We start from the raw sequence: 19,060 nt of genomic DNA, 5'->3' as shown, positions 1-19,060 counted from the left end.
CGCCCTACTCCTGCGTCTCGTCCCCAGCTGTCTCGTCAGCCTCAGGCTCGCCTTCGGAATCGTCCTCGGCAGGGGCGTCGGCAACGACATCGTCAGCCTGAACCGAATCCAGCACTCCCAGTTCCGCCAGCCCCTTGACCAGTTCCTCCTTGGTCATGCTACTGCGCCCGGACAACTTGTGCTCTTTGGCCAACTCATAAAGGTCGTCCCTGGTGTAGGCGTCCGCCAACTCCTCCGGTGCTGCCTCTGCGGCATCGGCGGCCTCTTCCTCCTCGACAAGGCCGAGTTCCTCTTCGGCGGCCCGACTCTCACTCTTGATGTCGATTCTCCAGCCGGTCAATTTAGCGGCCAGACGAACGTTCTGTCCCTTTTTCCCGATGGCCAGGGAAAGCTGGTCATCGGGAACGATGACCTCCAGAGACTGCTCCTCGTTGTCGACGTAGACACGGGTCACCTCGGCGGGAGACAGGGCTGAACAGGCAAAGCGAGCGATGTCGGGAATCCAGGGAATGATGTCGATCTTCTCCCCGCGCAGCTCCGACACCACGTTCTGCACCCGGGACCCCCTCATGCCGACACAGGCTCCGACCGGATCGACGTCAGAATCGTGGGACACCACGGCGATCTTGGCCCGACTTCCGGGCTCCCTGGCAACGGCCATGATCTCAACGATCCCTTCGGAAATCTCGGGAACCTCGGTTTGGAACAGTGCGGACACGACTCCCGGATGGGTCCGCGACAAGATAATCTGCGGCCCCTTGGACGACATGTTCACTTCCGAGATGTAGGCCCGGACGCGGTCACCCTGCCGGTAGTTCTCCCTCGGAACCTGCTCCCGGTGGGGAAGGAGTGCTTCGGCGCGGCCCAGATCGACTATCAGGTCTCCACGCTCATAGCGTCGCACGATACCGTTGACCAACTCGCCGACGCGATCCTTGAACTCGTGGAAGATCCCTTCCCTCTCGGCCTCGCGAACCTTCTGGATAATCACCTGCTTGGCTGTCTGAGCGGCGATGCGGCTGAAATTACCGGCATCCATCTTCATCCCGAGGGAGTCACCAGGTTCGACGTCCGGGTCGATCTCCCGCGCCTCCTCCAGGTCGATTTCCTTGTAGGAATCCTGAACCTCGTCCACCACGGTAACGAACTCAAAGAGGTCAACCTCCCCCAACTCGTCGTTGAAATGGGCCTCCAGATCGCGCGTGTTGCGGTACTTTTTATTGGCCGCGGAAAGCACGGCGGACTCGAGAGCCTCGACCAGAACGTCCCGTTCGACCCCTTTTTCCTTAACGACCTGGTCGATGATATTGTTCAAATTTACCACCATCCCACAATCCCCCTATTCAATCTTCTGCCCGAGACCCGCCAAAGCGGTGTCTGCGCATGGCGTGATTCTGTTTATCCCGTGCGCTCACTGTCCGTGGCGTCTCTCAAAAGTCCATTTCGAGGTTGGCCTGGGCGATGCTCTCGAGGGGGAACGCCGCAACCCCCCCCTTCTTATCGACCTGCTCGATCCTCACCTGCCCCTGATCAAGCCCGAGAAGGGTTCCAACGAAGGTCTTCCGTTCGTAACCGCGACCGTCCGGGTCGCATTTCTCAAAGGTCTTAACCTTGACCAACTTCCCGTTGAAACGTTCATAATCCCGAGGACGCTTCAACGGCCGTTCAAGGCCGGGCGAGGAAACCTCGAGCCGATAGGCGGTCCTGATCGGATCTTCGACTTCCAAGAGGGTACCGACCTCCCGACTTGCGTCGGCGCAATCGTCGAGATTGACCCCTCCCTCCTTGTCGATGAAAATCCGCAGAAACCAGTCCCTTCCCTCGTGCTTGTATTCCAGATCGACCAATTCCAGGCCCATCTCCTCCAGAACCGGACCAATCAACGTGTGAATCTGGTCAAGCAATGTGGACTGAGACACGTGTCGTTCTCTCCAAATAAAAAAAAGCGAGCAAGATGCTCACTTCTTCAGTGAACTAACAATTACGCTGGTTTGATACCATGCAGAGCCGTGAATTGCAAGAAAAAAGTTTACTTTGAACCGTCCCGAACGGTCACCGTGAGGGATCGTAAAATCCCCTCCATCTCCTCCCTGTCAAGGGGATCGCGAAGGGAATCGGTATAGTAAAAATAAAACCAGTAGGGGGCGGCGAAACCGATCACCCCAACGAAGCGTGTATCTTCCCCGTGAGCCCGGTAGCCTGCATCGAGCCGGTATGCCACCTCGGAGCCATAGACCTTGGTTCGACCGGTGCGCACATCGACTTCTTCGATCCCTTCTTCGCCTTCCAGGCTTTCCGCGGCAAAACGAGCCGATCGGGATACTGCACCGGCCGAGGGGAAAGCCTCGCCAGGTCCGAGAGCGCTGAAGTCGATCTCAAGGCGGGCCTGGGTCGAAGGATTAAAAATAAACACTTCGCTTCCAGCCAGGCGCTTCGAAGCCATTTCGGCAATCTGCTCGGACGTAGCGCTCTTGCCCTGTTTCACCAGATCGTGCTCGAGATGTTCGGCTCGGTCGGCCACCAGGAAATCGGGCGCACTTTCGGCGACCACCCAGCGATCCCCGGGAAGGGTCAGGCCCAGTTCGAGGTCCGGAGCGATAGAGACTGTTTGGGCGGGTTGCGGAAGTGGGGCGCATCCACCGCTCAGCAAGCAGAGGGTCACCATCACCATCAGGACTCTGCCGATATAACAGGTAGCGTTCATGCTTCTGAGCATAACAGATTCATGGGAGGCTGCAAACAGCAATACGGTAGGTTCGAAAAGGGTCCGTTGCCGGGGACCTCGGCCCAACTCAGGGGCGGCGGGTCAGCAAAGTGACGCTTTCGACGTGGTAAGTCTGCGGAAAGAGGTCGAAGGGCCTTGACCAACGAAGCTCGTAACCACCTCGCAGGAGAGGGGCAAGGTCCCTGGCCAGCGTTGGAGGGTCGCAAGAGACATACAGGATGTTCTTCGGCCGCGCAGAGAGGAGTTCCCCCGTCACCCCGAAAGCGCCGGTCCTGGGCGGGTCGAGAACAACCAGGTCGAAGGCACGGTCCCTGCTCAGTGCCGAGACGGCGCCCTCTGCCTCCATGACCAGAAAATTCGCATTGCTGACCCCGTTTGCAGCAGCATTCTTCCTCGCCCTGGCGATAGACGGGGGGTATCCCTCCACCCCGACGACCTCTTCGGCATCCAGGGCCAGGGGAACGGAAAAATTCCCCATGCCGCAAAACAGGTCCAGCACCCTCTCCCGTCCAGTGAGTCCGGCGGCTTTCCTAACGGACCGAACCAGCTCCCGGTTTTGTTCCAGGTTCACCTGGGCGAAGCCGCCGGGCCCGTAACCGAGTCGCAGGTCGCTGCCCGCCAGCGGGCGGATCCAGAGATTGTCGTCGCCGCGGACCCGTATTAGGGAATCCTTGCGGCCGCTCTGCAGAAAAAGGGAAAGTCCGGCTTCTTCCGCCAACGGAGCCAGGTAGGCGCCGAGGTCCTCGGCGGCCGCCTCCAGACAATGAACCGTAGCCCGCACCCCGTTTTCATCGTCCACGGCCATCTCCACCTGAGAAATCGAGTCGGGACGGGGGGCGCCTGGCAGCCAGTTGCGGAAAAGGCCGAGGGCCTTGTTGATCGGGGCGGCGGCGATGGGACAATGCTCAATGTTCACCACGGAGTGGCTACCGCGGCGATAAAACCCCATAACGAAAGCGCCTGCGGATTGGCCGCATTTGAACTGGACCCGACTGCGGTATCCCCATTCACCGTCAGTTTTCGCCAGGGGGAGGAAAGGACCCTCGGTTCCGCAGCCCCGTCGAAGAGCTTCGCTGAAAATGCGCTCCTTCCACCTCGCCTGTTCGGCATAGGGCATGTGCTGCCACTGGCAACCTCCGCATACGCCGTAAACGGGACAGGGGGGAGTCCGCCGCCGATCGGAGGGAACCTCCAGGCGGACCAGTTCGCCGACGACGTACCGCTTTTTCTCTCGGACGACGCGGCACCGGACCCGGTCGCCAGGCGCCGTGTAAGGAACGAAAATAGCCTTGCCCTGGTGGCGCCCGATTCCGGCTCCTCCGTAGGCAAGGGTTTCGATGAGAAGGTCGTCGATCATGATCTGGGGGCGAAGGGAGAAGGTGACTTTCGGCTGCCGGCCAGCTTCCGGGCGACCATGCCGGAAAGGAACCTGGCGGTTTCTAGATAGGGGAATGTGTTTTTTGAGAAGGCCTCCACAAGCTCGTCCCTTGTTTTCTCCAGGTCGGGCCCGGCCACGCCCATTTTCTCAAGGGTTCGCGAAAAGGTTGCGACCTCTCCGAGAACGGCGAGGCCCCCCTCCGGGTCGGCTCCAGCCGCCTGGAGCACCTCACGGGGAATCTCCGCCAGGGGAATGCGACACCGGACTTCGATGCACACCCGGTGGAAATCACCGTAATAGCGGTTGGAGGCGTCGTGGAATTCGACGACCAGCCCGTTGGCCAGTCTTTTGCTGGATATCAGGGTTTGCATAGCGTCTCTGAAAACAGAAGGCAAAAGAAGATGGACCGGGACACTTCGGGGTTCAGCCTTTTTTGCGCCGTTCCCCCTCCACCCAGTCGATACGGCTCCAGAGGCCGCGCAAAATACGGACTTCCCGGTCGTTGAGCCCGGCCCTTCCGAAGATGCGCCGGAAGGTGCGCAGGATATGTTCCGGGTTATTGGTGTCGAGGTAGTCGATATCGACCAGGGTCTTCTTCATGTGACCGTACATCCCCTCCAGGGTCTTTCCGGAGGCCTGCTTTTTCCGTCCGTAGTCCTTGCCCCTGGACTCCCCGAGGGCCTTTGCGGTCTCGTAAAGGCAGAGGGAGACCGCCTGGGCCAGGTTCATCGAGGGAAGCTGGTCGGAGGTGGGAATGGTGATAAAGCGCTGGCAGAGCGCCAGTTCGTCGGTGAGCAACCCCTTGTCCTCGCGCCCGAAGACCAGGGCCACCCTTCCCTTTTCGCTCCAAGGCAGAAGGAACCGTCCGGCATCGTCCGGATGAAGGAAGTCCTCTCGGTACTTTCCGAAACGGCGGGTCGTCCCCAGGGCCATGTGGCAGTCCTCGAGAGCCTTCTCCAACGATCCGAACACCGCGGCCTCTTCGAGGAGCCTGGAGGCCTTCACCGCCATGAGCCGAGCCTCGCCGCCGAGATGGTCCGTTTCAGGGTTGACCAGGCGCAGGTCGGAGAATCCGAAGTTCATCATCGCACGGCAGACCGAGCCGATGTTCAGCCCGCCCTGGGGTTCGACGAGAACAACGCAGACATTGTCCAGGTTTGCAGCGACCGAACCATTCATCCCAGGTCTCCGAGGGCGAACTGAACGACGGCCGCACCAACAATGGCCGCTGTTTCGGTGCGCAGGATTCGAGGCCCGACCGAGACGGGAAGAAACCCCATAGCCCTGGCCTCCTCGACCTCATCTTCCGAGAATCCTCCTTCGGGGCCGACCAGCAGTGCGATCCGGGCGGAGTTTTCCTTCTCAAGGGCTTCCCTGAGGGTCCAGGAAGTCTCTCCCTCGTAGAGCATGAGGCGCAGGGCGCAGTGGTTGGCCCGGTAAAGGGCTTCGTCCCAGGAGACCACCGGGAAAAGTTCCGGGATCACCGCCCGGCGGCACTGTTTTGCGGCACGCAGGACCACGTCGGGCCAGCGATGGGATTTCTTCTGCCCCGCATCCCGCTCCTCGGGGGTCGTGGAACGCTCGGAGACAAAAGGAACGATCCGTGCCACACCGATCTCGGTGAGTTTCTGAAGGATCAGCTCGAAGCGCTCCTTCTCCGGCAGCGCCTGAAAAACCTCAAGGGTCACGAGGCTCTCGGCGGGGCGTTTGAGCTTTTCAAAGGGGACAACCACTCCGCCGCCGGAGTCGAGACTGGCCAGGCGGGCCCGGTAGCAGCCCTGCTCAGGATCGACGCAGGTCAGGACCTCTCCGGGACGTGCTTCCCAGCAGCCCACAGCCGCAACGGCCTTCGGCGACAATGTCACCTCCGTCTCGAGGGCGGGGACCGCGTCCAGGCGAATCAGGCTTTTTGGGCCCCCCTTATTGACGCATTCCTGGCTCAAGGCCTGCCTCCCGATAGCTGGCAAAACGATCCCGCGCGGCGGCGGCCAACTGGTCATCGAAAATCTCGGCGAAATCGATGACATCCTCGAACTGACGAAGGAACTCGAGGCCGCAAGGCTTCCCCATGATCAAGACCTTGGCGCCGTTGGGATTGCGCTCGCAGTTCCCGATGACAACCGCCTCATCGAGGCATTCGACGGCGCCGTTGTCGTAGGCGTGGGGGATGAAAGAATCCTTCTTCCAGGTCCACATGAAACGATCCAGAGTCACCCCCTGGTTTTGGTCCTGCACGGTGATCAACACCCTCCGACCCCGTCCGTAAAACTCATCCGCCAGATCGCAGAGGTGCCTGGCCTTTTCCTGACGCCGCAGTTTTATGAAGTGGACCTTGGTCATGGCGGTGCCCCTGGAGCGAATACAAAAATCAGGCGACGGCGGCCCTGCCCCGGGCAAATTCGGCGCCCATGTCGATAGCCTGCGCGTTCATGGGGATGAAGCGATGGTTCCTCTCGGGGAGGGCCTCCTTGAGGGCCTCCTTGATGCTGGACAGTTCCACCGCGCCGGTCCGGGCGGCGTAGGCCCCGAGAGAAATCATGTTGACCAGGCGGGCGTCGCCGACCTCTAGGGCAATGTCGTTGAGGGGAATGCGCAGAATCTGGATGTCATCCCGGCCGTGACCGGGTTCGTCCACCAGGGAGGAGTTGACAAGGCAGAACCCGTCCGGGCGCACCCGGGAAAAGTACTTCTCCATGGACAGCTGGTTGAGGATCAGGGCTGCGCCCGGACTGCCGATCACCGGCGAACCGACCTCCTCGTCGGAAATCACCACGGTGCAGGTCGCCGCCCCGCCCCTTTTTTCGACCCCGTAGGCCGGAAAATAGGAAACGTTCTTCCCCTCTCCCATGGCGGCATAGGCGAGAAGGTTCCCTGCCAGGAGGATTCCCTGGCCGCCGAAGCCGGCCATGAACACGTCGTAAGTCATCGCACAGTATCCCATCGGTTAGGGGCCCTCAGGCCTCGGAATTATCCTTGAACACGCCAAGCGGAAAGTAGGGAATCATCTCCTCGGCCACCCGCTCGTTGGCCGCCAGAGGGTTCATCCCCCAGTTTGTGGGACAGGCCGACAGGACCTCGATAAAGGCGAACCCCTTCCCCTCGATCTGCATTTCGAAGGCCTTTTTGATGGCCCGTCCGGCCTGCAGGATGTTCTTGGGGGAATTGACCGAGACCCGTGCACTGTAGGCGGTCCCCTCGAGGCCGGTCAGCAGTTCGGCCATTCGGATGGGGTGGCCGGCCTGCTCCACGTCCCGCCCATAGGGGGAGGTCGTGGTCTTCTGTTCGGGCAGGGTGGTCGGAGCCATCTGGCCACCGGTCATGCCGTATGTCGTGTTGTTGACAAAGATAACGGTCATCGCTTCGCCCCGGTTGGCGGCGTGGATGATCTCGCTGGTGCCGATGGCGGCCAGGTCGCCGTCGCCCTGGTAGGTGAAGACGATCCGGTCGGGGCGGGCCCTCTTGACCCCGGTCGCGACCGCCGGGGCGCGGCCATGGGGGGCCTCCACAACGTCGATGTCGAAGTAGCCGTAAAGGAAGACGGAGCATCCCACCGAGGCGACGCCGATGGTCCGGTCCTGAACGCCGAAACTGTCCATGGCTTCGGCAACCAGGCGATGGATGGTGCCGTGCTGGCAACCGGGGCAGAAATGGGTCTGTACGTCTTTGAGCGAGGCGGGGTGGCCGAAGACCTGCTGCATAGGCTGGGTCATGTTCAGTCCTTGTAGTATTTTCGAATCTGTTCCAGAAGCTCTTCGGGCGTCGGCAGAGAGCCCGCCCCGGGGGGACGGCCGTAAAAAAAGACCTCGGCGTCCCGATCGACCGACAGGCGCACGTCCTGAACCATTTGCCCGGCGTTGAGTTCGATGCACAGCACCCGTTTAGCGGTCTCGGTGGCCTGCAGGAACGCCTGCTCTGGGAAGGGGAAGACGGTAATGGGGCGCAGCAGCCCGACCCGCAGCCCCTCGTCCCGGGCCATGCGAATGGCGGTCTTGGCGATGCGGGCGGTGGAACCGAAGGCGGTGACGACCAGTTCGGCGTCCTCCAGCCCGACCCCCTCGTAGCGCACCTCTTTCTCCTTGAGTTCGGCGTACTTGGCGTGCAGACGCCAGTTGTGGGCCTCCAGTTCGCCGTCGCCGAGATAGAGGGACTTGACAATGCGCTGCCCACCGTGCGCGCCCTTGCCGGTCACGACCCAGTCCTTCTCCGGCAGGTCCACGGGGGGCTCGTAGGGGTGTGGCGTCATCGCCTCCTTCATCTGGCCGAGCACCGAATCGCCGAGGATCATGGCGGGGACGCGGTAGCGGTCGGAGAGATCGAAGGCGAGCATGGTGAGGTCGTACATTTCCTGCACCGAACCTGGCGCAAGGACGATGATGTGGTAACCGCCGTGACCGCCGCCCTTGACGGACTGGAAATAGTCGGCCTGGGAGGCGTCGATCCCGCCGAGACCCGGTCCGGAGCGGCAGATGTTGACGATCAGCCCGGGCAGTTCGCTGCCGGCCATGTAGGAGATCCCCTCCTGCTTGAGGGAGATCCCGGGGCTGGACGACGAAGTCATGGCCCGCTCGCCGCAAGCGCTGGCTCCGAGCAGCATGTTGATGGAGGCGATTTCGCTTTCCGCCTGGATGAAGGTTCCGCCCACCTTTGGGAATTCCCGTGAAATATATTCGGGAATGTCGCTCTGGGTGGTGATCGGATATCCGAAATAAAAACGACACCCGGCCTCAATGGCCCCCATGGCGACCGCCTCGTTCCCTTTGACAAAGAGCCTTTTGCTCAAAACATCCTCCGCAGACGGCCGTCAGGCCCTTTTCTTTTCCTTGAAGACGCAGATCGCCACGTCGGGGCACATCTGGGCGCAGAGAGCGCAGGAGGTACATTTGGCCAGGTCCTCCTCGGAGATCACGGCAGGCAGGAATCCCTGCTTGTTGATATGCTCGCTCAGGCGGATCAGGCCCCGGGGGCAGGCGATGGTGCATAGCGCGCACCCCTTGCAGCGCATCTCGTCGATAACTATTTTCGGCACGTCCCTGCCATCCTTTCCCTGCAAGGTTTGGGTATCAAATAACTTTTTATTATTATCAAACTCGGGCCCGGCGCGTCAACCTGAATCTCCTGTAGACATCGCGGGTCAAACCGTTCAAGATACCGTTACTCCTTAGCTTTTTCTCATCCTCTCTCGATCTTCCTTCTTCACTTGCGCGCGTCAACGGATCCGTGCAGGGAAATAAAAATCCCCCCGAACGAACAAGGGGGCAAAGACGAACGACAGGTTTCTAATCGCAACTAGCGAAGTGAAAGGGGCAATCCTCCCCGCCTCATCCTTCGGAGCCCATCGAGCCCGCATCCCTCGATTCTGACCAGACCCGGCCGGCCCGCGGGGGCATCGATCTCGATATGGACCGGGAGAAACGTTTTTATGACCTCGGCATTCGTGAGCAGGTGCCTGCTCACCCGTGCCGTATTCAGCTCCGAAAGACCGGGGGCGAGGGCCAGGGGAAGAAGCATCTGGTCGGCCAGATACTCGTCAACGTCTCCCTCCGTTTTCTGAAAGCCGAGCAAAGCTTCGACCGCCTCGTCGGCCACCCCCTCGGCCGACTTGCCCCGCTCTCCAAGGGCGTAAAAACAACACCGGGACGCGGCAAAAACCCCCAGGAGCAGAAGCAGCGTCCCTCTGCCGATCCCCGGCAACCGAATCTCTTCTGAAGACACATCGACCCCGAGCCCCTCCAACCTGGTCCGCGCCTGCCAGCTTTGACGCTCCGCAACAGACAGCGGAAGGTTGGTCACCGCGGAAAGGCAGTGGACACTCTGCAGGGGTCCGCGTTCTTTCATTTTCAGGGGAGTCAGGGCCGACAAGGGAGCGATCCGAGCCCTGATGCGGCCGCCCCCCTTGGGATAATATCCGGCCCTGTCCAGGGTCAACTCACCCACCAGGCCTATCAGGCGCAGGCAGGGCATCCAGTGCAGTGAGAGGTAATGAAAACAGGGGCTCCAGGCCACATGGGTTCCCCCGGTGATGGCCAGCGAAGAGGGGGCTCCGCACAGAGCCAGGGGCAGCAGAACGGCCTGAAGCACCAGGGAGGTTGACCCCGCAGTGCCGATGTCGAATCGGTATTCTCCGGGGGAAAGGTTCCCGGGACGGAAAACGAGCTCCGTCGATCCCCCGTGGACTCCTTCCGCCTTCGCCCCGCTGATGACGGAGGCGGCCTCCACCGCCTTCAGGTGCTGAGCCATCAGACCGGGTTTTCTGCGCCCGGCCCGGATGGACCGGATCCGCATCGACCGGCCCGTCAGCAGGGAAAGGGTCAGGGCGCTGCGCAGGACCTGCCCGNACCTGCCCGCCCCCCTCCCCCATCGATCCATCGATCTCGACCAATTGCAATCTCCGACGATAAAGAGGTGCCCTGCCGCCAACAGAGTCCCTTCCCGCCGCGTAGCAGGGCATTGAGGCATGCCCCTCTGCTATACTAGGAACGGCAGTTCCGCAGTTTCGACCTGAGCACCCCATATCGGGAGGACGGCATGAACCCCGGGAAAAGCATCCTTTTTGTGGTGACCAATTGCGACCGTATCGATTCCGATCATCCGACCGGCCTGTGGCTGGAAGAGTTCGCGGTCCCCTTCGAGGCCTTTCGCGAGGCCGGATTCGATGTCGAGGTGGCCAGCCCCGGGGGCGGATCCGCACCGATCGACCCTCGCAGCACACCCCCAGAAGAACAGAAGGAACAATGGGCAGCGGCCCGGAAGGCCTTGGAAAAGACCCGCCCCCTGAATCGGGTCGATTCGGCCCCCTTTGAAGCCCTGTTCCTTCCGGGAGGGCACGGGACCATGTTCGACCTACCCGAGTGCAAAGCGCTTCAACGACTGCTCGAGACCTTCGAAGGACAGGAGAAGGTGATTGCCGCGGTCTGCCACGGCCCGGCGGGACTGGTCGGGGCGCTGGGGAAGGACGGGCGCCCCCTTGTAGCAGGCCGCACCCTCACCGCCTTTACCGACGCGGAGGAGAAAACCGTTGAACTGGACGGACTGATGCCCTTCCTTCTGGAGAGCAGGCTAAGGGAACTGGGAGCGAAGTTCGTGACCGGATCCAACTGGCAGGACCATGTGGAAAGGGACGGCAACCTGATCACAGGCCAGAACCCCCAGTCAAGCGCCAGTACCGCCCGGGCCGTGCTGGAACTTTTAAACCGGGGTGACTGAACCCCGGATACGGAAAGACCGACGCTATGGAGATCCCGATCCTCAAGGACATTCCTTACCCGGTCCTCATCGTCCTGGTCGTGGCGTTGGGACTGGCGCCCTTTGTACCCGAGCCCCACCTCGTGGAAAAGGTGCGCATGCTCCTGAGCGGGGCACTGCGCCGGCCGGTCGACATCTTCGACCTCCTGTTTCACCTCCTGCCGGTCATTCTTCTGGGGCTCAAGCTGGCAACCGAGGGATTGCCGGGGCGAAACTGAGCGAAAGGAGATTCACCGCCCCGTCACAGGTCAACGTCCCGGCCGAACTGGCGAAACTCTTCGATGTTGCTGAATTCGCCCCAGGCCAGGTAGTTGTTGGGGGCGTCAACGAAGTGAAGGATGTTTTCCACGATATTGAAATGTTTCCGTTCCTCATCGGCAATCCGGAGCAGCAGGGCCGCAACGGCCGGGTCTTTATCCCGCTTGGCCGCGTTCTCGTAAAATCGAAAGCTTTCGGCCTCGATCTTCATGGCGTAGCGGTATCCCTCCAGGTCCCCCTCGATGGGGCCGAGGGCGTCTTTTTCGTGAAGAAGTTCCGTGAAGACGTTTTGGGTCGCCTCCAGCACCATCGTCTGAGCCATGGAGGGCGGGGATTCGTCCTTGAGGGCCCGGATCGTTTCATAGTGCTTCTGCTCGTCGTCGGCGAGGCGGGAGAAAATCGTATTCAAACCGGGAATCTTGGTCTCCCGGGCCATTTTCTCGTAAAACACCTTGCCGTCCGTTTCCATCTGCAGTGCAAAATCGAAAACATTCATAACGTCCTCTCCTTCGAGGTCAGGATCCCGCCGCCCCCGCCCTCAGGCCTGTCCGGATCGTAGCCTTCGCCGCCTCCGGGGATATGCGGTGACTAAAACTTTAGCGGGAGAACATGGACTGTCAAGGCCGCACCAGGGGGCCATGAATGCCTCTGCAGAGAAGGCGGAAAACAAAAAAGGCGCCTCTTCTGCGAGGCGCCCGGAGAGGGGGTCGGGCCGTTTTCATGGTTAAGAGGCGGAGAGAATTTTTTCCTTTCGCTCCTTGAGAATCGTGGCGTGCCGCTCTTCCTCGGATGCCAGCCAGGCAAAGGCGTCCTTGCCGTCCTGGGTCCGCGCGCTTTGGGACGCCTTGTGGAAATACTCGGAGAAGCGCTCCTCGGCCTCGATGGCCAGGTCGAGAGCCTTTACATCTGAATCGCCCTGGTGAAGCAGCGCTTCGAGGCGTTCTCGGGAAGGGAAGATCTCCTGTGCCCGGAAACGACGCAGGTAGGGTAGAAACTGCTCCTCGTCGTCCCAGAAAGCGCCTTCCTCGTATTTGGGCACGAGGTCTTCAAGGGTTTTCAGGTGCTGGACCTCGTCCTGGGCCAGCCAGGAGAAAATCTCCCGCGCCAATTCACTGTCGGCCTTCTGGGCCATGGCCGAATAGAAGCGGTGGCCGTTCTTCTCCACCTCCATGGCCGCCTTGACCACCTCGAACCCGCTGAAATCTTCGACTCCCGTCATCGACCATGCTCCTTTGTCGTTGCCCCGGCACCCCGCACCGCCCCGCTGGGATACGGCCGTTTCCGGACTTGAATGATGGATCCATCCTAGGCCGGTGAATCGGGCCTGTCAATTGCAGAACAACCCCTTGAAGGTCTTTTCCAGGAGTTGTTTGGCCGGCTCCTCGACGCCCTCACCCTCGGCCGCTCCCGGATCGATCTTCTTGAATATCTTCTCCTGTATAGTCTTCTCGATCTTTTCCCGGGCCTTCTCCTTCACCTGTTCGACCGCAGCCGTTGTATCGAGTGTGAACCGGGGCGACCCCATCGTGCCGGTGACTTTCAGGGGCAGTTGACCCCACCCCTCGGCATCCCTCAGGAACTTGCTGGTCCTGCCCGCCTTGTCGAGCTTGGCGGTCAGCTCCGGGGAGAGCCGGCCGTCGAGGACCACGTCGAGGGAACCGTCGAGACCGACGTTGCCGCTGGGAGCCAGGCGAACCTCCCGGCCGTTGAAATCGCTCGACAGGTTGATCCGTCCATCTTTTATGGTGAAACTCCCCTTGGCATCGCTGAACCGCAGCTCCCGAAGCTCCGGAAGTCCGAGGAAATCGGCGAGGCCCACGACCAGACCGGCACCGGTCAGTTTTCCGTCGCCCAGAGTCAGCTTGCCCTTTCCTGAGATACTGCGCTTGAAGGTCTCGGGAAGGGTCCCGCGGCCGCTCATGTGGGTTTGAAAATTGAGCAGACCGAAGATCATGCCGCTCGCCTTGGGGGCAAAGGCGCTCACCAGGGGGTCGGCCTGCACCCCGCTGAAAGCCAGGTCGGCGGTATAGGCGAGCCCTTTCTGGCCAAGATCGACCCGGGCCGTCTCGCTCAGGGTACCCCCCGCCATTTCACCGGTCATCCGGTCCACGGTCAGGATGTTTTTGTCGAGAAGATAGTGCATGTCGAAGTTGTTCACGGCGAGCCCCTTGTAAACGGTCTGGCCGATCTGAACCGTCCCTTCGGCCCGCAGAGGCAGGTCGAGAGGCCCGACTTCCGAACCCGCTTTCGGTGCCTGGTCCCCGGCCCCGCCTTTCTTTGCTGCGGCGGCCGGCGCCGCGGCCGTCCCCAGAAGGGGCTCGATCAGAAAGCGGTCGGAACGGATGGCACTGGATATTACGATCGGCTTTCCGTAGAGGTTGCTCCCATTCAGGTCGATGTCGGCACGGTTCTCTCCCAGGACCAGCTTGAGTCCCTCGGACCTGAATGAGTCCTTCTCAAGGGCGATCACCCCCGACAGCGCCGGCCGGGCGCCCCCTGCGCTGGCCTGTACATTTTCGAGCCGGATCTCTCCGTCCCGCAGGAGCTTCATCGGCTCTGCTGTGCTTCCGGCCAGATTGATCCGGGCATTGACGGAGCCGGCAGGTTTCAGCTCGCCGAGCTCCGGCACCAGCCCCGGAGGCAGGGCTGAAAGGCTGGGCTCAAGTTCCAGATCCTTCAGGACGAGGGCCAGTGCGAGTACGGGGCTTTGCAGGAAATCCTCCACATGGCCGGAAACCTCCAGCGGAACGCCATTAAATGCGATGACCCCACGCTCCAGGTCGAGCCGTCCTGCGTTCAGGTCGACCCCCAAGGCATAGTCGAGGTGAAGGGCGCCGCCCTGAATCGGAGCATCCGGAAGGGCATTCAAAAGAAGGTCGATCTCATCCAGGCCAACCTTCCCGCTCGAACTGACTTTGCCTGCGCCTCCCTCCAGGGCAAGATCGAGACTCACCTTGAGAGAACCTAGTTTTCCGGGGAGCGCCTCTCGGAAGTAGGGCGTGAAGGGGACCAGGTCCAGACCCTTCATCTTCACATCGGCACTTCCAGACAGCGCCTTTGGATTAGCTTCCCCCAAGACGGCCAGAGAGCCCCCGTTGACGACGGCGCTGAGATCGAAGGGGAAGGCATCCTCCAGGGAGATATCCCGGGCGCGCAGTTCCAGTTCGGACACCTTGTGCCGGTAGGGCGCCTCGGTCCCGAGGGCATGGTCGAGAAAGAGAATCTCCCCTTCGGCGATGGAAACCTCGGACACCAGGAGGTCGAGGGGCTGGCCATCCGGGGTAACTTCCGGCTCCGCGCTCTTTTCCGTTTCCTGGACCGGGTCCACTGGCCCGGCACCGAGCAGGTCGCTGAAATTGAAACTCCCGTCGGCAAGGCGTACGACCCGGATGGAGGGCTTCACAAGGCGAACCTCATCGACAACCACCCGCCCTGCGAGCAGAGGCCATAAACTGTAGCGCAGCACAACCTTCTCTGCCGCCACAAAGGGATCGGCTCCGTCGCGTTCGGCAACGACCAGGTCGCCGAGGGTGATGCCGGAGAGGAGGCTCACCTCCACCGCGCCGAGGCCGACCTCGCGGTGCAGTGCCTTTTTGGCGAGGGGCTGCAGGGTATCGCGCACCCGCTCCGGGGTGATGAGGACCTTGGCAAGGATCGCAAAAACAATCGTCAAAACGACCAGTATGGCGACACCTATGCCGAAATACTTTCCGAGTTTCTTCACTTTCTGCCTCCTCGGTTACCGAAAGCCAGAGCCGACAAGGTCTGGACCTTCAGCGGAAGATATCCACCCCGCTCCCAGAAAACGTTCTTTTGGGTCAACATTTTTGACTCTGGTCAAGGTGCCCCCCGCTCCCTAGACCTATCCTAAGCGCAAATCCCTGATAAACTTCGCTTAGCAATTATACCGCTTCAAGGAATGATCATCGGCCTATCGGGGGAAAATTATCAGGTCCTGCCGCCTGGATTTACCAAACACCAACACCCGACCAAGAGGAGGAATACAAGATGTTTTGTTACCAATGCGAACAAACCGCCCAGGGAACCGGATGCACGAAAGTCGGCGTCTGTGGCAAGCAACCGGACGTTGCCGCCCTGCAGGACCTGCTAGTCTACGGCCTCAAGGGGGTCGCTTTCTGGGCCAACGAGGCGCGCAAGGCCGGAAAAATAGAGGCCGCAATCGACCGCTTCATGATCGAGGGTCTCTTCACCACCGTCACCAACGTCGACTTCGACCCTGCTGCCATCGAAAGGGTCTTGCGCAAGTGCGGCGAGGTCAAAGAGCAGGCCAAGTCCCTGGCCGGCCCTGTCAGCGGGCCCGTCCCCGAGGCCGCCGACTGGCAGCCGGCCATCGGCAGCGCCGCCCTGGTGCAGCAGGGCGAAGCCCACGGCGTCAAGAGCAACGACATCGACCCGGACGTCAAGAGCGTGCAGGAACTCGTCATCTACGGCATCAAGGGCTACGCCGCCTACGCCGAACACGCCCTCACCCTTGGCGCCGAAAGCGACGAGATCTACGCCTTCACCCACAAGGCCCTTGCCGCGACCCTCGACAACAGCCTCGGCCTGACGGACTTCGTCACCCTCGCCATGGAATGCGGCCGCATCAACCTTGTCACCATGGAGCTGCTCAACAAGGCTCACACCGACCACTACGGCCACCCGGTTCCGACCCCGGTCCAGCTCGGCACCAGGGCCGGAAAGGCCATCCTCGTCTCCGGCCACGACCTTCGCATGCTCGAGGAATTGCTCAAGCAGACCGAGGGCAAGGGGATCAACATCTACACCCACGGCGAGATGCTCCCCGCCCACGGCTATCCCGGCCTCAAAAAGTACCCTCACCTCGCCGGCAACTTCGGCAACGCCTGGCAGGACCAGGCCAAGGAATTTCCCGACTTCCCCGGCGCCATCATTTTCAACACCAACTGCATCCAGCGCCCGACAGATGCCTACAAGGACCGCCTCTTCACCTGGGGCCTGGTGCAGTGGCCCGACGTCAAGCACATTGACGGCTGGGACTTCTCCGCTGTGATCGAAAAGGCCCTCGCCAGCCCGGGGTTCGAGGAGAAACCCGGCAAGGAGATCCTGGTCGGCTTCGGTCACAATGCAGTTCTCGGCGTCGCCGACAAGGTCATCGAGGGAGTCAAGGCCGGCGCCATCAAGCACTTCTTCCTCATCGGCGGCTGCGACGGCGCAAAGTCCGGGCGCAACTACTACACCGAGTTCGCCGAGAAGGCCCCCAAGGACACGGTCATCCTGACCCTGGCCTGCGGCAAGTACCGCTTCAACAAGCTCGAGTTCGGCGACATCGGGGGCATCCCCCGCCTGCTCGACGTCGGCCAGTGCAACGACGCCTACAGCGCTGTCCAGATCGCCCTGGCCCTAGCGGACGCCTTTGACTGCGGGGTCAACGACCTGCCCCTCAGCCTGATCCTCTCCTGGTACGAGCAGAAGGCGGTGGCGATCCTTCTCACCCTGCTCCACCTCGGGATAAAGAACATCAAACTGGGGCCGACCCTGCCGGCCTTCGTCACCCCGAACGTCCTCAACTTCCTGGTGGAGAACTTCAACATCGCCCCCATCGGCACAGCCGACGAGGACCTCAAGGCGATTCTCGGCTGATTTCAACCCGCTCGTTCGCACATCAAAAAGCCTCGCCCTCCGAAACCGGTGGGCGAGGCTTTTTCCGTACAGATTCCCGCGCGAGAAAGGGATGGCGGGACGGCTCCCTGACCCAGCACGCCGAGGAGGTGGCCGAGAAGTCAACAACATCTTTTTGGGTTGTCGCAGTTTGGAAAAGCGGACCGAAAGGGGGGGTCCGATTGGAAAAGTGACCCGTCGCATCGCCGAGAAGGCTTCCGCCGGCCTAGAAGAAGCGCCGCACCATGGCGTGGGCGAGAAACTGGGAGTGCTTTTCGTAAAAGATCCCCCCAAAGGGGTTGCTGGGGTTGTCGTTGTCCTGCCGCGCGGAAAGGGCCACCTCGAAGGCGAGATCGAAACTCCATTGCCCGTGCTGGGTGCCGACCCCGGCGGTCAGGTGGTCTTCGACGATCGCCGGGAAGAGCGGGGAGAGTGTGGTGTCGGGAACGGGGGAATCACCGTGATTGTACCCGAGGCGCAGAAGCCACCCCGGCAGGGCTTCTATTTCGGCCCCGACCGCGTAGACCCACTGCTCCTTCCAGTCCATGGGAAATCGAATGGTTCGGCTGGCCGGCGCGGTAGGGCTCGAGGGGTTATCGAGGCGGATGATAATCGTATCGATGGCACCCTCCCAATCGATCCAGTCGACATCGGCCGCCAGTCGGATCCGCGGCGAAACATGGTAGCTGATCCCCAGCCCCGCCTGTCGCGGCCAGTCGAAGCCCTCCATCTCGGCGTCGTATCGAACCTTCTCCTCGCCGAAATTGAGAACCATGTTCCCCCCGTCAAAGTCGAGTTCCGACCTGGAGAGGTAGGCGCCTCCGAAGGTCACGCGCCCGAGGGTATACTGAAAGCCGAGGCGAAAGCCGTAGCCGAAGGCTTCCATCCCCTCGAGATCCATCCCTGCGAACTCGGGACCGGATGACTCGGGGAAGAGCTCCATTTCCGTGTTGGCGTAACCGAGATTGAGGCTGGCCCCAAGCTTCAGGCCGCTCACCGGGCTGCGCCAGGCCAGCGTCGGGGTGACCTTGGCGTACCGCACGTCGGAACTGAGGTCGTCGACCGTGCCGAACGGGGTGTGCAGTCCCCTGTGATCCACGCCCATCCCCCCCTGGGAAAAGAGCCCGACCCCAACAGTCAGGGGAACCCCTGCCAGGGTCACCGGCTGCGCGTAGGTAAGCAGGGGTAGGAGAAATACCTGGTCCTGCGCGTCGTGGCTTTCGCCGTGAGAATGCCCATGGGTGATCTGCGGCATGAGGAGGCTGAGGGCGAGTCCGATTTCAGGCCCGGCGCACTCGCAGAGTCCGGCGGGATTGATGTTCATCGCCGTGGCGTTGTCGACAAGCGCCAGGTCGGCCCCGCCCATAGCCGGAGAGACGGCCCCGAAGCCGATCAGGTTCATCCCGTTGGTCCCTTCGGCGCCCTGGGGAATGGAAACCAGGAGCAGAAAGGCGAGCAGGGGTAACCAGCGCTGTCTGACGCTTCTTCGCGTCATGTTTGATGCCCCTTTTCTGGCCTTTGTTCCGGGGATGAGAAGACACCCCGGTGGCAGGAAGGCCCCATTGCCTCCCCGGCACGGCCAAGTGGTGGTTTTCCCGGGGTGCCTCCGAAGGGGAGCAGCGAGTGGGAAGCAGAGAGCCTTTCGCCTCCGACAGCCCTTCGAGCAACGGGAACCGGGCCCCTCTCGAGCCTAGCAGGCCGGAGGGCCGAAGCGGCCCCTCCCATGCCTTGCTACTTTTCTCCGAGAACCTATTACATTCCCTATTACTTTTAGCCGAGGAAGTCAAATGAAAAGCCCGGCGGCCGAAGAGATTCGA

General features: G+C 61.5%; 20 protein-coding genes. 3 read left to right on the top strand and 17 right to left on the bottom strand.

The window, feature by feature from the left end:
* Positions 1-4 precede the first annotated feature (4 nt).
* The 13 genes from nusA to rtcA all read right to left on the bottom strand — a co-directional run bounded on the left by nusA (position 5) and on the right by rtcA (position 10,385).
* Positions 5-1,327, bottom strand: a complete 1,323-nt coding sequence (gene nusA, locus C0617_RS07050) for a transcription termination factor NusA (protein WP_291316311.1) — start codon at positions 1,325-1,327, stop codon at positions 5-7.
* Positions 1,328-1,430: 103 nt separating this feature from the next.
* A complete protein-coding gene (rimP, locus tag C0617_RS07045; protein WP_291316310.1) occupies positions 1,431-1,919 on the bottom strand; it encodes a ribosome maturation factor RimP in 489 nt (162 codons plus the stop codon).
* 110 nt (positions 1,920-2,029) lie between these two features.
* The gene (locus tag C0617_RS07040; protein ID WP_291316309.1) at positions 2,030-2,704 is read right to left on the bottom strand and encodes a hypothetical protein; all 675 of its coding nucleotides are present in this window, start codon (positions 2,702-2,704) and stop codon (positions 2,030-2,032) included.
* Positions 2,705-2,792: 88 nt separating this feature from the next.
* The gene (gene rlmD, locus C0617_RS07035; protein ID WP_291316308.1) at positions 2,793-4,082 is read right to left on the bottom strand and encodes a 23S rRNA (uracil(1939)-C(5))-methyltransferase RlmD; all 1,290 of its coding nucleotides are present in this window, start codon (positions 4,080-4,082) and stop codon (positions 2,793-2,795) included.
* Positions 4,079-4,474, bottom strand: a complete 396-nt coding sequence (locus C0617_RS07030; protein ID WP_291316307.1) for a hypothetical protein — start codon at positions 4,472-4,474, stop codon at positions 4,079-4,081. Before C0617_RS07030 ends, rlmD begins: the two co-directional genes overlap by 4 nt.
* A gap of 52 nt (positions 4,475-4,526) precedes the next feature.
* The gene (locus C0617_RS07025) at positions 4,527-5,282 is read right to left on the bottom strand and encodes an RNA methyltransferase (RefSeq protein WP_291316306.1); all 756 of its coding nucleotides are present in this window, start codon (positions 5,280-5,282) and stop codon (positions 4,527-4,529) included.
* Positions 5,279-6,046 (bottom strand): RsmE family RNA methyltransferase, encoded by a 768-nt coding sequence (locus C0617_RS07020; RefSeq protein WP_291316305.1) that lies wholly within the window; start codon positions 6,044-6,046, stop codon positions 5,279-5,281. Before C0617_RS07020 ends, C0617_RS07025 begins: the two co-directional genes overlap by 4 nt.
* Positions 6,024-6,443, bottom strand: coding sequence for a DNA polymerase III subunit chi (locus C0617_RS07015; RefSeq protein ID WP_291316304.1), 420 nt, complete (start codon positions 6,441-6,443; stop codon positions 6,024-6,026). The genes C0617_RS07020 and C0617_RS07015 overlap by 23 nt, the downstream gene beginning before the upstream one ends.
* 28 nt (positions 6,444-6,471) lie before the next feature.
* Positions 6,472-7,029, bottom strand: coding sequence for a 2-oxoacid:acceptor oxidoreductase family protein (locus C0617_RS07010; RefSeq protein ID WP_291316303.1), 558 nt, complete (start codon positions 7,027-7,029; stop codon positions 6,472-6,474).
* Between the two features lie 28 nt (positions 7,030-7,057).
* Entirely contained in the window at positions 7,058-7,801 is a 744-nt protein-coding gene (locus C0617_RS07005; protein ID WP_363324359.1) for a thiamine pyrophosphate-dependent enzyme, read from the bottom strand.
* 14 nt (positions 7,802-7,815) lie between these two features.
* The gene (locus C0617_RS07000; protein WP_291316301.1) at positions 7,816-8,883 is read right to left on the bottom strand and encodes a 3-methyl-2-oxobutanoate dehydrogenase subunit VorB; all 1,068 of its coding nucleotides are present in this window, start codon (positions 8,881-8,883) and stop codon (positions 7,816-7,818) included.
* 21 nt (positions 8,884-8,904) lie between these two features.
* The gene (locus C0617_RS06995; protein WP_291316300.1) at positions 8,905-9,129 is read right to left on the bottom strand and encodes a 4Fe-4S dicluster domain-containing protein; all 225 of its coding nucleotides are present in this window, start codon (positions 9,127-9,129) and stop codon (positions 8,905-8,907) included.
* A 260-nt stretch (positions 9,130-9,389) separates the two neighbouring features.
* Entirely contained in the window at positions 9,390-10,385 is a 996-nt protein-coding gene (rtcA, locus tag C0617_RS17070) for an RNA 3'-terminal phosphate cyclase (protein WP_365889015.1), read from the bottom strand.
* 243 nt (positions 10,386-10,628) lie between these two features.
* Here rtcA and C0617_RS06990 point away from each other — a divergent pair, with 243 nt between their 5' ends.
* Together C0617_RS06990 and C0617_RS06985 are read left to right on the top strand one after the other, a co-directional pair.
* The gene (locus C0617_RS06990; protein WP_291316299.1) at positions 10,629-11,306 is read left to right on the top strand and encodes a type 1 glutamine amidotransferase domain-containing protein; all 678 of its coding nucleotides are present in this window, start codon (positions 10,629-10,631) and stop codon (positions 11,304-11,306) included.
* Between the two features lie 26 nt (positions 11,307-11,332).
* The gene (locus C0617_RS06985; protein WP_291316298.1) at positions 11,333-11,563 is read left to right on the top strand and encodes a hypothetical protein; all 231 of its coding nucleotides are present in this window, start codon (positions 11,333-11,335) and stop codon (positions 11,561-11,563) included.
* Between the two features lie 23 nt (positions 11,564-11,586).
* Here the strand turns inward: C0617_RS06985 and C0617_RS06980 are convergent, their stop codons facing one another.
* The 3 genes from C0617_RS06980 to C0617_RS06970 all read right to left on the bottom strand — a co-directional run bounded on the left by C0617_RS06980 (position 11,587) and on the right by C0617_RS06970 (position 15,327).
* Positions 11,587-12,099 carry a ferritin family protein gene (locus tag C0617_RS06980; RefSeq protein ID WP_291316297.1) on the bottom strand — a complete coding sequence of 171 codons (513 nt, stop codon included), beginning with the start codon at positions 12,097-12,099 and terminating at the stop codon, positions 11,587-11,589.
* Positions 12,100-12,327: 228 nt separating this feature from the next.
* Positions 12,328-12,822, bottom strand: a complete 495-nt coding sequence (locus C0617_RS06975) for a ferritin family protein (protein ID WP_291316296.1) — start codon at positions 12,820-12,822, stop codon at positions 12,328-12,330.
* 108 nt (positions 12,823-12,930) lie between these two features.
* Positions 12,931-15,327 carry an AsmA family protein gene (locus C0617_RS06970; protein WP_291316295.1) on the bottom strand — a complete coding sequence of 799 codons (2,397 nt, stop codon included), beginning with the start codon at positions 15,325-15,327 and terminating at the stop codon, positions 12,931-12,933.
* Between the two features lie 284 nt (positions 15,328-15,611).
* On the opposite strand from C0617_RS06970, the gene hcp reads away from it, so the two are divergent.
* Entirely contained in the window at positions 15,612-17,225 is a 1,614-nt protein-coding gene (hcp, locus tag C0617_RS06965) for a hydroxylamine reductase (RefSeq protein WP_291316294.1), read from the top strand.
* A 244-nt stretch (positions 17,226-17,469) separates the two neighbouring features.
* Here hcp and C0617_RS06960 read toward each other — a convergent pair whose 3' ends face one another.
* Entirely contained in the window at positions 17,470-18,738 is a 1,269-nt protein-coding gene (locus C0617_RS06960) for an outer membrane protein transport protein (protein ID WP_291316293.1), read from the bottom strand.
* Positions 18,739-19,060 lie beyond the last annotated feature (322 nt).

The organism is Desulfuromonas sp. (genome assembly GCF_002868845.1).
Lineage (GTDB): Bacteria > Desulfobacterota > Desulfuromonadia > Desulfuromonadales > BM501 > BM501.
This window is presented reverse-complemented; position numbering and strand designations above follow the sequence as displayed.